Genomic DNA, 15,062 nt, shown 5'->3' on the forward strand with positions numbered 1-15,062 from the left:
TCTTACGGTATTCAATCTGTTCAATTGAAAGTGAATCAAGTTCAGAACTCGCCAACATTAGATAGTGAAGCGACCAAGGAATTTTATGAAAACATTGACAAGTATATTGATCAAAAACTCTCTGAAAAAGATTCACAAAACGATCTCGTAAAAGAAAATGAAGCAGACAAGGATTGAGGACAATGAACTGAATCGGTTTTTACGCCGTGTTTTTCTTGTATCTTCCTCTTTCTTACTTATAGCAGGTTGTTTTTGCTTGAATAAGAAATAAATTAGAAGTTCTATCATCTAAGAAAAATGATGAAAAAAATCATTTAACTAATGGTGTGAACGTTTAGTGTTTATCAGCTCCATTCTCTGTAATTTTGGGGGTAAAATCCACACCATTTAGATAAAATTAGTTGAATTTGATTGGAAAAACGCTTTTATAAAAGCGGAGAAAAGTCTTGATATTACGCTGTTTTTAGTCCAACTGAAATTCATACTTTCCAAACCAGGCTTGAAAAAGGCCCGTAAAGCATCACAATTTAGTAAACGTTAATTCGTTACTGGACAGCAGAATACAAACGAAAACACTTTGCATCTTGCAAGGTGTTTTTTTCTATGAGAACTGGCGGTGCGCAATTAGGATAGCTCTAGCGACTTTAGTCGCATAGAGATATGCTATGCACAGTTGCCTCAAGAAAACAATGCTTCTTGGTCCACCCTGTTAGACAAGCTTCAAAACCAAGGAATCCAACAGATTTCTCTTGTAGTTACAGATGGCTTTAAGGGGCTTGAGCAGATTATCAGTCAGGCTCACCCATTAGCTAAACAACAATGTTGCTTAATTCATATTAGTCGAAATCTAGCTAGTAAAGTGAAACGAGCAGATAGAGCGGTTATTCTGGGGCAATTTATAATGATTTATCGTGCTGAAAATTTAGAAATGGCAGGACAAGCTTTAGAGGACTTTCTCGCCGAATGGAAACCAAAGTATAGGAAAGTCATGGAAAGTCTGGAGAAGACGGATAATCTTTTAACTTTTTATCAGTTTCCCTACCAGATTTGGCACAGCATGTATTCGACAAACCTCATTGAGTCTCTTAACAAAGAAATCAAACATCAAACGAAAAAGAAGGTTCTTTTTCCTAATGAGGAGGCTCTGGAACGTTACTTAGTTACGTTGTTTGAAGATTATAATTTCAAGCAAAGTCAACGAATCCATAAAGGGTTTGGTCAATGTTCTGATACACTTGAAAGCTTATTTAATTAACACTCCGTAACTCTACTTAAGTGTTTACACATAATTATTGACAGTATCAAAAAATAAAGTATATTGTTTTCATCATAATATAATTAAATATCAGTATAGAGAATTTTATCTATATATCAGATATCAGCAATTGCTTTTGCTGTCATTTTTCGCTACAATAGTTACAAGGAGGAAATAAACATGTTAAAAGAAGTATTAAACGTCGCAAAAGTTGCGAAAAAATCATCTCTCTTCTTAGGAGGGGTAGCATTTGGGACGCTTGGCTTGAAAGTCTTAGCAAGTAAAGAAGCTAAGAAAGGCTATTCTAAGGCCTTGGCTAAAGCTTACAAATTGAAAGATGGACTGGATGCATCTGTTTCTGTTGTAAAACAACACGGTGATGATGTTTTACAAGACGCTAAATATTTATACGAACAGGAAAAGAAAGAAGAACAATTAGATAGCCTGACAGGTGAATAATATGTCTTTTAAAGTGCTACACAGAGGATATCAACATATCCGATTATCGTCCTCGTTTTCACTGACCTTGGATATTCAAGATTATCTTCGTTCCTTGGCTAAAGATGAAAAAGGGATCGACTCTATTCAGTTTTATATGGATCAGCAGCACTTTACTCTACGTATGAAAGAAGGCTTCTCTGTATTAGAAAATGCAGAGGCCTTTTTAAAAAAAATTGACAAGGGGAAAGTTTCGGACTTGATGACTCTTCCCATTCGTAGAGAAGAGAGTGCTTATTCAATTGTATCGGGTGCAGCGATTAAGCGTTTGCTGTTTCGAAGTTTTGTACCCTACCCTATTCGTTATATTTGGACTTGTTATCAGGCTTTGGGTTATGTCAAAGAAGCCTATCAAACTTTAGCGCGCAAGGAACTAACCATGGAGGTCTTGGACTGTTCGGCCATTTTGTTGTCCTTGTTTATGAACCAATCCAAGACAGCTAGCAACATCATGTTTATGCTTGATTTGGGTAATCATCTGGATCAGTGGTCTTTAAAAAAAACAGCAACAGATTTGGAACAAAGCCTTCTTGCTAAAGAAAGTGATGTTTTCTTAGTGCGGGGAGACATGGTCATCAGCATCAAGAGTTCTGATGTTCAAGTAGGTGATGTATTAGTTGTCTCCCAAGGTAATGAAATCTTGTTTGACGGCCAAGTGGTTTCAGGATTAGGCATGGTCAATGAGAGTTCCTTGACTGGAGAGAGCTTCCCTGTTGAAAAGAAAGAGGGAGATTCTGTATGTGCGAATACTGTTTTGGAAACAGGAGAGTTAAGAATTCGTGTGACTGATAATCAGATAAACAGTCGTATTTTGCAACTCATCAATCTGATGAAAAAATCTGAAGAGAGTAAGAAGACAAAACAACGTCATTTTATTAGGATGGCAGACAAGGTTGTAAAATATAACTTCTTAGGTGCTGGTTTGACTTATCTGTTAACAGGTTCGTTTTCAAAAGCCATTTCCTTTTTATTGGTGGATTTTTCATGTGCTCTAAAAATATCCACACCTGTAGCCTACCTTACGGCCATAAAGGAAGGTCTAAATCGAGAAATGGTTATTAAAGATGGTGATGTATTAGAAAAATATCTGGAAGTGGATACTTTCTTGTTTGATAAAACGGGTACCATCACGACGAGTTATCCTTTGGTTGAAAAGGTTCTTCCTTTCGGAGATTATACTGAGAAAGATATTTTAAGAATAAGTGCATGTTTGGAGGAACATATCTATCATCCTATTGCCAATGCAATTGTTAAACAAGCTGAAATTGAAGGCATTGAACACGAAGAAATGCATGGCAAGCTTCAGTATGTTGCAAGCAAAGGGATTAAATCGCAAATTGATGGTCAATCGGTTGTCATTGGAAATTATGTACTAATGCAAGACGAACAGGTAAGAATTAGTTCTGAGCAGCTGGCCTTGATTGAGCAATATAAGACTCATTACAATTTATTGTTTTTGGCTTATAAGAAAGAATTAATTGGGATGTTTTGTATCCACACTCCCTTGAGAAGCGAGGCGAAAGTTGCATTGAAAAAGCTAAAGCGCCAAGGGAAAAAACTGATTCTGGCAACTGGTGATACGTTGGCTAGAACAGAAGAGTTGGTTAAAGATCTGCCATTTGACAACGTTTATACTGATTTAAAACCAGATGGTAAGTTTCAGTTGGTTCAGGAATTACAGAAAGCTGGCCGAACTATTTTGATGGTTGGAGACGGGTTAAACGACTCTGCTGCCTTGACGCTTGCAGATATTGGGGTTGTGATGAATGAAAGTGCTGATATTTCTAAGCAGATGAGTGATATTTTATTATTAGATAATCGTTTAGATTTCTTCGAGGAATTGAATTCTTTATCTGAATCGTTGCAGAAATTAATTCAAAGAAATATTCAAGAAACAGTTGTAATAAATGGAAGTTTAATTGGATTTGGGTTGTTAAATTGGTTAAGCCCATCTAATCTTTCGATATTGCACAATCTGACTACTTTAAGAATCGTCCTTCGTAGTCTTTCTATTAAAAGTAGGTAAGAGACCGAGAAGCTGAGGTTATAAAAACTAAAAGGAGTTGTCTCATTTGAGAATAACGGTTCTTTGTCAACTGTAGTGGGTTGGTGGAAAATTATACCCTGGAGAGGACCAAATTGGTTCTCTCCTTTTAAATATTGAAAAAACCATTGGCAGTGGACATACTTTAAGACTATATATTTCTGAAACTAGTTTCACAATACAAATATTGACATGCAATTATTAATTGGTGGATTTTAAGTTGACATCTACAAAGGTTAATGTTAGAATACATTCAAAAATATATTTGAATGAGGTGTTTTATGATTCAAAATATTGTTACTTCAATAATCCTGTATTCTGGGACAGCCGTAGACTTACTTATTATCCTAATGTTATTTTTTGCCAAAAGAAAAAGCAGAAAGGACATCATTAACATCTATTTAGGACAATTTCTAGGCTCTGTTAGTCTAATATTCCTAAGTTTGCTTTTTGCATTTGTCTTAAATTATATTCCTAGTAAAGAGATTTTAGGTTTACTCGGTTTGATTCCAATTTTCCTAGGCCTCAAAGTTTTGCTTTTAGGAGATTCTGATGGAGAAGCTATTGCAAAAGATGGTTTGCGAAAAGACAATAAAAACCTGATTTTTCTAGTCGCTATGATTACTTTTGCAAGTTGTGGCGCTGACAATATTGGTGTCTTTGTCCCATATTTTACCACCTTAAATTTAGCGAATTTGATAGTGACTTTACTTACTTTTCTAGTCATGATTTATCTCTTGGTTTTTTCTGCCCAAAAATTAGCACAAGTCCCTTCTGTTGGAGAAACTTTGGAAAAATATAGCAGATGGTTTATTGCCGTTGTCTATTTAGGATTGGGGATGTATATCTTGATTGAAAACAACAGCTTTGACATGCTATGGGCTGTGTTAGGCTAGGAGAAAAAATTATGAAAAAAGATAGTATCTGTCAAGTGGATGTTATAAATCAACAAAATGTTACAACCGCAACGAACTACCTTGAAAAGGAAAAAGTCCAAAAATCACTTCGCATTTTATCAAAATTTACCGATAATAAACAGATAAATATCATCTTTTATCTCCTTGCCGTCGAAGAACTCTGTGTCTGCGATATAGCCTGTTTATTAAATCTCAGTATGGCATCTGCCTCCCACCACCTTCGTAAACTAGCCAATCAAAACATCTTGGACACTAGAAGAGAGGGGAAAATTATATATTATTTTATAAAAGATGATGAAATCAGAGATTTTTTTAATCAACTAGGATAACAACTATTTTTACTACTTTTCCATGATTATAGGGAGATTATATACGAAATTTTTTGATGAAAATTACTCACAAGAAATACCTACTCTTATCAAATGTTTAAGAAAAAAGTATAATTTAAAGCAAAGCGACCTAGGTAATGCAGATCAAGTTAGCCAAGTTGAAAAGGGAGGAATTTGAAAGGATTTGTATCTTTTATTTTTTGTTTCATTTATGCCCTATGCTACTGGAATAGTTAGTAGCATAGGGCACAGCTCTTTTATGGACTGATCGTTATTGTTTCAACGGTAGCAAACTGGTTTTTACATAAAGTAATTGATAAACCCAATATAGATCAGAAAGAATTACTTGAAGCTACCGCACAATATAGAAAGTTATTGATACCTGACCTAATAATTAAAGGAGTGGGATTGATTCTATCCTTAATTCTCTATCCTCCGATTATGATGTATAGTGTTTTAATTGCGGCATTTTACATCATAACTTTAAAAACACTATCTGAAAAAAGAGTGAATAACTAGAAAACGGTGACCAAAGTTAGGTGTATTATTTTAATGCTTACAGACCTAAACTATTCCCCTATTTATAATTTATTGATTCATATTTTATGAAATTAAAAAGTAGATATCGTTCTGAAAATCCTTGATATTACGCTGTTTTTAGTCCAACTGAAATCCATACTTTCCAAACCAGGTCTTAAGAAAGCTCGTAAAGCTTCACAATTTAGTAAACGTTAATTCGAAAGAATTACAATACTTACAAAGAGCACCTTTCGAGGTGTTCTTTTTGTATTTTCATACTAAATTGTGGTAGTTGACGTAGTTGTTGTGGCTTTAGCCGCTTACAATTACGGCTGTCATTCGACGAAGTCAATTACCTCAAAACGTTAATCAACACGATACTATCAACGTTTACAGACATTCAAGAGTATTCTCTTGGATGTCTTTTTTTGTTTCAAAAATACAAAGTTGACCCCGTTATTTTTTTGATTTCAAGTATCCATTTCATCTCTATTTAGAAAAATATCAAATCAATTCTTATTCAGGATAAGAGTTTTGACCTAAATCATTTACAAAATGACAAAAATAATGATATTTTTGACTAATATCATTGTCAAAAATAAAAAGATATGTTACAATGTAATCAAGTTAAAGAAATAAGACTTTGAACGGAGAAACTATGAGGATATCGGTAATAATATCTTATATAATAACAAAGGAGGAAAAATCAGATTCTACCATTTTGGGGATATCTAAGCGAAGTGGCTGAATTTGATAGACAATCGGTAAATATGAAGCTAAAAAATCGTTTAAAAGAGCTTCGCGCTCGTGATGGTTTAAACCAAACTGAGCTTGCCAAGCTAGCAGGTATATCTAGGCAGACCATTAGTTTGCTAGAGCGTGATGAGTATACCCCCTCTATTATTATCGCCTTGAAAATCTCTCAGATATTTCATGAGCCAGTAGAGTCGGTATTTCGCTTAGAGGAGGAAGAATCATGAACAAATATAGAGTAATTTATTATCTTTGTATCATTGCCTTTATAGCAAATGTTTCGATGATGATCGGGACCTTGCTGGGATGGTTTCAGATTTTAGACAGTAATTATTTTTTCTGGAGTAGCTTGATTTTTAGTTTAGTATTTGAGCGGATAGAAAAGAAAGTAAAAGAAAGAGTATAAAAGGAGTAAGATTATGAAAGAGTTTTTGGCAGATTTTCAAGTAGATACCGAACATAAAGAAATTGCAGGGGTTTGTGCCGGTATCGCCCGTTATTTCAATGTAGACCCTCTGATGATTCGTGCATTAGCCGTTTTGCTTTTTCTATCTTCGATAGAAATTAGTCTTCTCACAGTGATAAGTTATGCTTTTTTAGCTGGCTGGATGGGAAATGAATCTCTTGAAGTAGTCATCAAAAAATCAGGGTACAAGATTCTATTTTTCTATCTAGTTGCCATTCTCCTGAATAGTTTTGGTGATCAAGTTTTAACGGCTACTTTTGGATTTGGGCATGCTCTGGTTCAAGGACTGCTAGGTTTATTTTAGAAAGAAGATAGAAAATGAAAAAGAAACATTTATTACTATTGTTAGGAAGTTTATTGTTGGGTGGTTTAATCGGAATGTTTGGTGCTACCTTTACGAATCTTCATTTAAACATTTCTCAAGAGCAAGTACAGTTTATTTTGACGACCATCTTTTTCTGTCTGGGAATACTATCGACAATAGTAGCTCTCTATTTTATCATGAATAGTAGGAAAGTTTATGCTAGCTACCTAGCAGAAGAAGATGATGAATTAAACGAGCTAGCTTATATTAAGATGTATCGCTCTCTAGATTATGGGACAGTTGCTTACAATGTTTTGCAAGTTAGTATGCTTTTTAGCTTGCTTACAGTGTTGCCTAGCCACGATTTACCGATATCAGCTTTTCTCTTAGCAGTATTAACCATTCTTGTTGGAAGTTTCTGCATCAAAACAACGAGCAAAATTCGTAATTACCAACTCTCTATTTTAGCCACACCAAAAGAGGTATTAGATTATCTAGAAACCTATGACGAGGGAGAGAAACAAGCGGAAATGGAAGAGGCTTATTTAATCTTGTTCAAACTCAATCAGCTAATCTTACCATCTGTCTATATCATCTTGTTTGCCCTATCCATTATTCTTGGAGAAGTACAGTTAGTTGCTGCCCTTATAACTGCTGTCATCCATCTCTATATCAATATTGCACAATTAAGAAAAACAAAACGTTACTTTAAATAACAGGGGTTTCTATGAATCGTGTCGCAAATGTAGGTGACGATGTTGAAAGGAATGAATCAATCAAAATAAATTTCATTCCAAGATAGAGCTAAACACAAAATTCTAAAAAGTTTGTAAAGTAGCTTTAGTAAACGTTCTTTTAAAAGAATGCTAATCATTACAATGAGCACCCTTCGGGGTGTTTTTTCTACACCCAAACTAAATGAAAGATAAACAAAAACCCACCCTATCTTCCACGGTCAAACATGACTGTAGAAAATAGAGTGGGTCTAGGATGTTAAAGACTATTTGTCGTCTTTATGAAAGATATTTTTAACGCCCTTGATAGCTCCTTCAACAGCTTCTTTTGCATCTTCAGCAACTTCTTTTGCTTTTGAAGCAACTTTTTCAGCAGTGCCTTCAGCTTCTGTTTTTGTATCGCCGGTTAATTTACCAAGGCCTTCTTTAACAGAACCTTTTGCTTGGTTCAATTTTTCTTCTAATGACATAGCGTCACCTCCATGAAGTTAGTCGTTTATTTCTCTGAATGCAATACTGTTGATTTAAAAAAATAAAAAATATTTGTCTCAGATTAGAATGAGTATATTCTTTTTAAAATGGAAAGTCAAATTTTTGCTACGGCTAAAAAACAGGATCGCTTTCCGGTCACGAATAATGACCGACTAATAAGTCACGACATTTCGTTTTTACAGCAAATATTTGAAACGAAAAAAGCAAAAAACTTTTTCTGTCTCCAATGAAATAAATGGTATAATAATCGTGAATGGAAACATCGTAACGCTGTTTTTTGAAAAAGAGAAGATAAATATGAAAAGAATCCTCACAACCTACCCTATTATCAGCACTTTAGCTCTAATCTGTTTGTTGCTCGGTCTATTGACTTCCTTTTATGGGGATGCTATGTATGACTTATTAGCTTTTCATTCGAAGCCGGTGTATGGTTGGCAGTATGTCAGTGGGACCTTGATGCATGGTAGTAAAGGAGCCCCTGCCTGGTTTTTATGGGTCCATTTGATTTTAAACGGACTCATGATCCTTCCCTTCGGTGGACTGCTAGAAAGAAAAAGAGGCTCCATACAAGTCTTAATCGTTTTTGTGACGGCGACAGTCCTCTCTTCCATCGTTTTTCACTTCTTAACACACGGGCAGGACATTCAGGCAACAGGGATCTCTGCTGTAGGATACGCCTTTGTAACCGGAGGGATTATGCTCCTGCCAAACGTGTGGAAAGAATTTTCACGCACCGTAAAACTGTTTTATCTATTCTTAATTTTTCTATCTGGCCTCATGCTCTTACCAGCAATTACCGGATGGATCTCAACACTATTGCATCTTTCAGGGATTGTGAGTTATCTATTGGTCTTTATCGGAAGTAAAGGCTTGAAGGGGAGAAGTAAAGGTTCCTGATATAGTAAATGCAGGCTAGGGTCATCCATAACAGACGCTCAAGAGAAGAATCTTGGGCGTTTTTTTGATAAAAACTTTTTGCATTCTTTTAATTGAAGCTACCATTGAATAGTGGCTAGTTGTATGCTATAATAATCAAAAATTGAGTGATCACTCAATTTTATAATGGAGGTATGTATTGTATGACTGTAAAAGCGGTTCAATTTCATCGTTTCGGTAATATAGATGTCTTAGAATTAGCAGAAGTAGAACCAGAACCACTAAAGGAAAATCAAGTGAGAGTCAAGGTAGCTGCCGTAGGATTAAATCCGGTGGATTATAAAATTTTTGAGGGTGTTAAACAGCTTCGTATGTTATCCCGTATAATGAAACTAAGGCATCCTAGTAAATGGTTTGAGAAAGCTTCTTCTATATTCCCTAGAGGCGTTGCACGTGATTTTGCTGGGACAATCATTGAAGTAGGTGAAAATGTGAATCAGTTTTCGGTAGGAGATAGAGTCTTTGGGACGATTATAAGTGCACCTGGTCTAGGTTCAAAAAGAGGAGCATTAGCAACTGAGATTTGTGTGAAGGAGACGGAGATCGCTTCTATGCTATCTAATATTGATTTTCTGCATGGATCAGTCTTGGGGGTTAGTTCCTTAACGGTAGGAGGAGCTTTTCGAAAAATTAATATTGGAACTAAGGATACAATTGTCATTTCAGGTGCATCTGGAGGAATTGGATCGATTGCAGTACAATATGCTGTTTCAAAAGGTGCCAGAGTTATTGGAATAGCTAGTGCTGGTAATGCGGACTACCTCAGATCGATCGGTGCCATCCCGATTTCCTATCATGAATCGATCAAAGAAAAAATTCAAGAACTTTCAGGAGTAACTGTTACCAAGATGTTGGATTGTTATGGGGGAGACTATGTAAAATTAGGCTTCCAATTGGGTTTGAGAGGTGATCAAATTGCTACCCTGGTTCCATCTCCTTCTGCTATCTTGAAAGGAGCTCAATTTACAGGCCCACGGCATTCACAATATGATGACTTCCTATCACTTGCAGAGCTTGTTTCCAAAGGGGAAATTTCAGTTCGTTTGGATAAAATCTATCCATTTTCATTACCCGAAATAAAAGAAGCATACAAGGATCTTGAAAAAGGGCATACCAGAGGAAAACGTGTGATTGTGATTCAAGAGGAGTGAGGAGGAAAGGAAAATGGTTGATCTAAATCAAGCTTGTGTTCGTCATATTCAACTCATGAGATTGAGTGATAAACAAAAACGTGTTCTAATTGCCAGTTTAACCTTGTTTTCTGAAATCGGTTTTGAAAAAACTACATCGCTTGACATTGCACGCCGAGCGGAAGTATCAGAAGGGACCGTTTTTAGCTATTTTAAAACAAAAGAAGGCATACTCAATACGCTTCTTCTCTTGTTTTTTGATCAGGTCATACCTGAAACAATTGAATTGTTTACTGATCAAAAAGTTCTGTGTAACGATGAAAGTGTTACAGTTTTTTTTCGGAGTATGATCGAGGATCGACTAAATTTTCTGATCAACAATGGAGATATTATTAAAATTCTCTTTTCAAGGTGTTTAATTGATTCATCTTTGTTTGAAAAAACAGGGAGTATCGTTCAGAACAATATTGTAACGCCACTCAATCCTATTTTAGATAACTATAAGGTGAAAGGGGAGCTAGTTAATTGGCCTAACGAACGAATCATTCGTAATCTTATCTCCTTAATGCTATCTTATGCTGTGCCATCCATACTAAATAGTAAAGCAATTGATGTGGGAAAAGTTTCAGATGAGATGATTGAAATTCTAACAAATAGGATAGTCTTGTGATTCCTATTCTATACCAAGGATGTTACAGTGAGAGGATTCATCTTTGATTGTAGTTCAATAAGGATCTCAAAAAATGAAATGAACTCCTCTTCCTTGACTCTTCCTCTACCAGGCCGTATAATATTCTATATCAATGAAGAAATCACCTTTTGTCATTGTGCAAAGGGTGATTTTATAACGAAAAAAAGGAGACACAATGGGGTATATCTCTACTATTAAAACGGCTGTTCAGCTCTTTCCTTTCCTGGCATTTTTGCTGACCTTGCCCTACATGATTTTGAATTATCGAAAATATGGTTCGGTCAATAAATTGCGGGTGCTGATTTTCTATTCTTTTATGCTTTACTTGATGACGGTCTATCTCTTGGTGATCTTGCCTCTGCCAGATCCAAGTAAGATTCATACTAGCTACTCGGAAATGGTCAATCTCCATCCCTTTGCTTTTGTGGTGGATTTTTTCAAGGAGAGCCCCTTTGATTTAGCGCAGACTGGTACTTGGATTCAAGCCCTTAAGCATCCAACTTTTTATGTGCCTGCCTTTAATGTCCTGATGTTGATTCCTTTTGGGATGTATCTGCGCTATTATTTTAAGTGTGGTTTTAAGAAAACGATTCTTCTGACAGCCCTCTTTAGTCTCTTTTTGGAGCTGACCCAGTTATCAGGTCTCTATTTTCTGTATCCGGGTCCTTACCGCCTAGCAGATGTCGATGATATTATTCAAAATACCACCGGTGGTGGAGTGGGCTATTTGCTCGGTTGGTTCCTGGTTTGGTTATTGCCAACACGAGACGAAATTGACGAACATTCTTTCCGAGTAGGGACCAGAGTATCTGGTTTTCGGATGGGTCTTGCCTTCTTGATCGACTTTGTGATGCTATCCTTGCTTTACGAGGTAATCGAGCATTTGGAGACGATTCCTTATGTAGCGGTTTTGGCTGTTTATTTTGGTTTGATTCCTTTGTGGCGGGGCAAAACCTTGGGAATGGCTTTATTGAAATTCCGCTTGCATTTTGACAAGCAAAAATGGCTTCGCACCATCTGGCGGGGAATCCTAGTAGTAGGTTATTTCTATCTGATTCCTCAAGGGTTGTTCTATTTGATTTCGCTCTTGAATAGCGACTTGACGGACAATTCCCTCTTAACCCTGTCCATGATTTTATTGCTCTTCTTTATGCTTTTATTGTACCTGATTCTGACTCTTGCCATCGTCTTACTTAATCGTCGCTTTCCCTTTGACCGTTTAGCTGGAGCTGAGTATGAGAGTACGGTGCGCGTGAAGAAAGAGCTCTTAAAGGATGAAACCGAATCATCAAAATAGAGAGAGTGGGACAGAAATCGGTAATTCGTTAGAATTCGATTTCGTCGCCCCACCTCCGCACAGTTGTGTAGGGCTGTAAAAGCTGATGAAATCAGCGTAGTAGAGCCCAGTCAACCGCTGCGTCTTGCTCGACAATTCAAAGATAACTGAGAGGCTAGGACTTTTGTCCCAGCCTCATTATTTTTTTATACACATAAAAATATCCGAACGTTCCCAGTTGAGAAGGGCGATTTTAAGGGGATTGTGCTACAATGGAAGCAAATAGATAGAATGGAGCAGTGAAATGAAAGCAATTATTACAGTCGTTGGTAAAGACCAAAAAGGAATCGTAGCGGGTGTTGCAACGAAAGTAGCAGAATTAGGACTCAATATCGATGATATCTCTCAAACTGTATTGGATGAATACTTTACCATGATGGCGGTCGTATCGTCAGATGAGAAAAAAGATTTCACACAGCTTCGTTCAGAGTTGGAAGAATTCGGTCAGTCTCTGCATGTGAAAATCAATATCCAAAGCGCAGCGATTTTTGATGCTATGCACAATTTGTAAGATAGGGGTTGAGAATTTATGGACATTAGACAGGTAACAGAAACCATTGCCATGATTGAGGAGCAGAACTTCGATGTTCGGACTATCACCATGGGGATTTCGCTTCTAGATTGTATTGATCCGGATATCGAAAAGGCGGCAGAAAAAGTCTACAATAAGATTGTGACAAAGGCCAAAGATTTGGTGGCTGTGGGGGATGAGATTGCGGCAGAACTTGGCATTCCGATTGTGAATAAGCGGGTTTCAGTCACTCCAATTTCTATTATCGGAGCCGCAACAGATGCGACAGACTATGTACCCTTTGCTAAGGCACTGGATCGTGCGGCGAAGGAAGTTGGGGTCAACTTTATCGGTGGCTTCTCAGCTCTGGTTCAAAAAGGCTACCAAAAAGGGGATGAAATCCTCATTAATTCCATTCCTCGCGCCCTTGCGGAGACAGATTTTGTCTGCTCTTCAGTCAATATCGGATCGACCAAGACAGGGATCAATATGACCGCTGTCCGAGATATGGGTCGTATCATTAAAGAGGCATCCCAAGCAGATCCAATGGGGCCTGGTAAGCTCGTAGTCTTTGCCAATGCAGTAGAAGATAATCCCTTTATGGCGGGTGCCTTCCACGGTGTCGGTGAAGCAGATGTCGTCATCAACGTTGGGGTTTCAGGACCAGGTGTTGTCCAACGGGCCATTGAAAAAGTTCCTGGCGCTAGCTTTGATGTATTGGCTGAAACAGTCAAGAAGACAGCTTTCAAGATTACCCGTGTTGGGCAATTAGTGGGTCAAATGGCTAGTGAACGTCTCGGTGTTGAGTTTGGGATTGTAGACTTGTCTCTCGCGCCAACACCAGCTGTTGGGGATTCGGTTGCCCGTGTCCTTGAAGCCATGGGGCTTGAAGTAGTAGGAACCCACGGAACAACAGCAGCACTAGCTTTGCTCAATGACCAAGTGAAAAAAGGCGGGATCATGGCTTGTAACCAAGTCGGTGGGTTGTCAGGTGCCTTCATTCCGGTCTCAGAAGACGAAGGGATGATTGCGGCGGTTCAATCCGGTCATATCAACTTGGAAAAATTGGAAGCCATGACAGCTATCTGCTCCGTCGGTCTAGATATGATTGCCATCCCAGCTGATACTCCAGATACAACCATTGCGGCCATGATCGCCGACGAAGCAGCTATCGGGGTCATTAACCAAAAGACAACAGCCGTTCGGATCATTCCTTATGGAAAAGAAGGCGATATGTTAGAGCTCGGTGGACTTCTTGGATCTGCTCCGGTAATGAAGGTCAACAAAGCTTCATCAGCTGATTTCATTGCCCGTGGTGGTCAAATTCCAGCTCCGGTTCATAGCTTTAAAAACTAAGAGAAATCTAGTATAATAGTAGAAAATAGAAAAGTCTGTGATGATAAAACTCCAGACTTTTTTCTTGCAAAAGGAGACAAGATGGCTAAAACAAGATTATTTGTGATTCGTCATGGGAGAACCATGTTTAATACCATTGGCCGTGCTCAAGGCTGGTCCGATACACCCTTGACAGCAGAAGGAGAACGAGGGATTCAAGCTCTAGGAATCGGCTTGCGTGAGTCCGGTTTGGAGTTTACTCGAGCTTATTCCAGTGATTCAGGCCGTGCCATTCAGACTATGGGGATCATTCTCGATGAATTGGGCTTGAAAGACCAGATTCCTTATCGCTTTGACAAACGGATCCGCGAATGGTGTTTTGGAAGTTTTGATGGTGCCTATGGAGGGGAGCTCTTTCATGGTGTCGTGCCGCGCGTGCTGGATGTGGAGGATTATAAGACCTTGACCTTGGAAGACTTGGCCAATGGAATTTGCCAAGTGGACACAGCAAATTGGGCTGAACCTTGGGAAGTCTTGAAAAGCCGAATCCTAGAAGGTTTTGAAGGCATTGCCAAAGAAGTAGAAGAAAATGGTGGAGGCAATGCCTTGGTGGTCAGCCATAGTTGGACCATTCAGACCTTAGTCTGCTTGGTCGAAGGAAAACCAAATCTCAATCTGCCTCTTTCAAATGGTAGTGTTACCCTTGTAGAATATGAAGATGGAGTATTGACGGTTAAGGGGTTTGGAGATAGCAGTTACCGTGAAGTCGGTGAAAGCTTGCAAGAATCCTAGTCCGTCGTAAAAGGCTGACC

16 protein-coding genes and 2 pseudogenes are annotated in these 15,062 nt (G+C 37.9%); 17 read left to right on the forward strand and 1 reads right to left on the reverse strand.

Annotated features, from left to right (window positions below; translation table 11 throughout):
• The 10 genes and pseudogenes from HMPREF2686_RS10405 to HMPREF2686_RS06365 form a co-directional block, all read left to right on the forward strand.
• Window positions 1-177: pseudogene (locus HMPREF2686_RS10405) on the forward strand (TIGR00341 family protein); the annotation flags it as partial.
• 487 nt (window positions 178-664) lie between these two features.
• A pseudogene (locus HMPREF2686_RS06325) lies at window positions 665-1,255 on the forward strand (transposase); the annotation flags it as partial.
• Between the two features lie 180 nt (window positions 1,256-1,435).
• Window positions 1,436-1,714, forward strand: coding sequence for a DUF6110 family protein (locus tag HMPREF2686_RS06330; protein WP_002893755.1), 279 nt, complete (start codon window positions 1,436-1,438; stop codon window positions 1,712-1,714).
• A 1-nt stretch (window position 1,715) separates the two neighbouring features.
• Window positions 1,716-3,779 carry a heavy metal translocating P-type ATPase gene (locus HMPREF2686_RS06335; RefSeq protein ID WP_002893754.1) on the forward strand — a complete coding sequence of 688 codons (2,064 nt, stop codon included), beginning with the start codon at window positions 1,716-1,718 and terminating at the stop codon, window positions 3,777-3,779.
• Between the two features lie 299 nt (window positions 3,780-4,078).
• Window positions 4,079-4,693, forward strand: a complete 615-nt coding sequence (locus HMPREF2686_RS06340; RefSeq protein ID WP_002911684.1) for a CadD family cadmium resistance transporter — start codon at window positions 4,079-4,081, stop codon at window positions 4,691-4,693.
• Window positions 4,694-4,704: 11 nt separating this feature from the next.
• Complete coding sequence (gene cadX, locus HMPREF2686_RS06345) at window positions 4,705-5,043, forward strand: Cd(II)/Zn(II)-sensing metalloregulatory transcriptional regulator CadX (RefSeq protein ID WP_048688570.1); 339 nt, start codon at window positions 4,705-4,707, stop codon at window positions 5,041-5,043.
• A 1,289-nt stretch (window positions 5,044-6,332) separates the two neighbouring features.
• Window positions 6,333-6,542 carry a helix-turn-helix transcriptional regulator gene (locus HMPREF2686_RS06350; protein ID WP_031576108.1) on the forward strand — a complete coding sequence of 70 codons (210 nt, stop codon included), beginning with the start codon at window positions 6,333-6,335 and terminating at the stop codon, window positions 6,540-6,542.
• A complete protein-coding gene (locus tag HMPREF2686_RS06355) occupies window positions 6,539-6,721 on the forward strand; it encodes a hypothetical protein (RefSeq protein ID WP_049516043.1) in 183 nt (60 codons plus the stop codon). Before HMPREF2686_RS06350 ends, HMPREF2686_RS06355 begins: the two co-directional genes overlap by 4 nt.
• A 13-nt stretch (window positions 6,722-6,734) precedes the next feature.
• On the forward strand, window positions 6,735-7,085 hold the full coding sequence (locus HMPREF2686_RS06360; protein WP_049499704.1) for a PspC domain-containing protein: 351 nt from the start codon (window positions 6,735-6,737) through the stop codon (window positions 7,083-7,085).
• 14 nt (window positions 7,086-7,099) lie between these two features.
• Complete coding sequence (locus tag HMPREF2686_RS06365; RefSeq protein WP_049516041.1) at window positions 7,100-7,801, forward strand: DUF3169 family protein; 702 nt, start codon at window positions 7,100-7,102, stop codon at window positions 7,799-7,801.
• A 284-nt stretch (window positions 7,802-8,085) separates the two neighbouring features.
• On the opposite strand, the gene HMPREF2686_RS06370 is transcribed toward HMPREF2686_RS06365, so the two are convergent.
• Window positions 8,086-8,289 (reverse strand): CsbD family protein, encoded by a 204-nt coding sequence (locus HMPREF2686_RS06370; RefSeq protein WP_049471982.1) that lies wholly within the window; start codon window positions 8,287-8,289, stop codon window positions 8,086-8,088.
• Between the two features lie 319 nt (window positions 8,290-8,608).
• Between HMPREF2686_RS06370 and HMPREF2686_RS06375 the strand changes: the two genes are divergently transcribed.
• From HMPREF2686_RS06375 to HMPREF2686_RS06405, 7 genes are all read left to right on the forward strand, one after another.
• A complete protein-coding gene (locus tag HMPREF2686_RS06375; protein ID WP_070449763.1) occupies window positions 8,609-9,208 on the forward strand; it encodes a rhomboid family intramembrane serine protease in 600 nt (199 codons plus the stop codon).
• A gap of 182 nt (window positions 9,209-9,390) precedes the next feature.
• Entirely contained in the window at window positions 9,391-10,398 is a 1,008-nt protein-coding gene (locus tag HMPREF2686_RS06380; protein ID WP_070449767.1) for an NADP-dependent oxidoreductase, read from the forward strand.
• 13 nt (window positions 10,399-10,411) lie between these two features.
• A complete protein-coding gene (locus HMPREF2686_RS06385) occupies window positions 10,412-11,047 on the forward strand; it encodes a TetR/AcrR family transcriptional regulator (RefSeq protein WP_070449769.1) in 636 nt (211 codons plus the stop codon).
• 196 nt (window positions 11,048-11,243) lie between these two features.
• On the forward strand, window positions 11,244-12,365 hold the full coding sequence (locus tag HMPREF2686_RS06390; RefSeq protein ID WP_070449772.1) for a VanZ family protein: 1,122 nt from the start codon (window positions 11,244-11,246) through the stop codon (window positions 12,363-12,365).
• Between the two features lie 283 nt (window positions 12,366-12,648).
• Complete coding sequence (locus HMPREF2686_RS06395) at window positions 12,649-12,915, forward strand: ACT domain-containing protein (RefSeq protein ID WP_003004214.1); 267 nt, start codon at window positions 12,649-12,651, stop codon at window positions 12,913-12,915.
• Between the two features lie 18 nt (window positions 12,916-12,933).
• Window positions 12,934-14,271: a PFL family protein gene (locus tag HMPREF2686_RS06400; protein ID WP_070449773.1), complete on the forward strand. Its 1,338-nt coding sequence runs from the start codon at window positions 12,934-12,936 to the stop codon at window positions 14,269-14,271.
• 81 nt (window positions 14,272-14,352) lie between these two features.
• Complete coding sequence (locus tag HMPREF2686_RS06405) at window positions 14,353-15,042, forward strand: histidine phosphatase family protein (RefSeq protein WP_070449775.1); 690 nt, start codon at window positions 14,353-14,355, stop codon at window positions 15,040-15,042.
• The last annotated feature ends 20 nt before the right edge of the window (window positions 15,043-15,062 follow it).

The organism is Streptococcus sp. HMSC057G03 (assembly GCF_001808745.1).
Classification (GTDB): domain Bacteria; phylum Bacillota; class Bacilli; order Lactobacillales; family Streptococcaceae; genus Streptococcus; species Streptococcus parasanguinis_Z.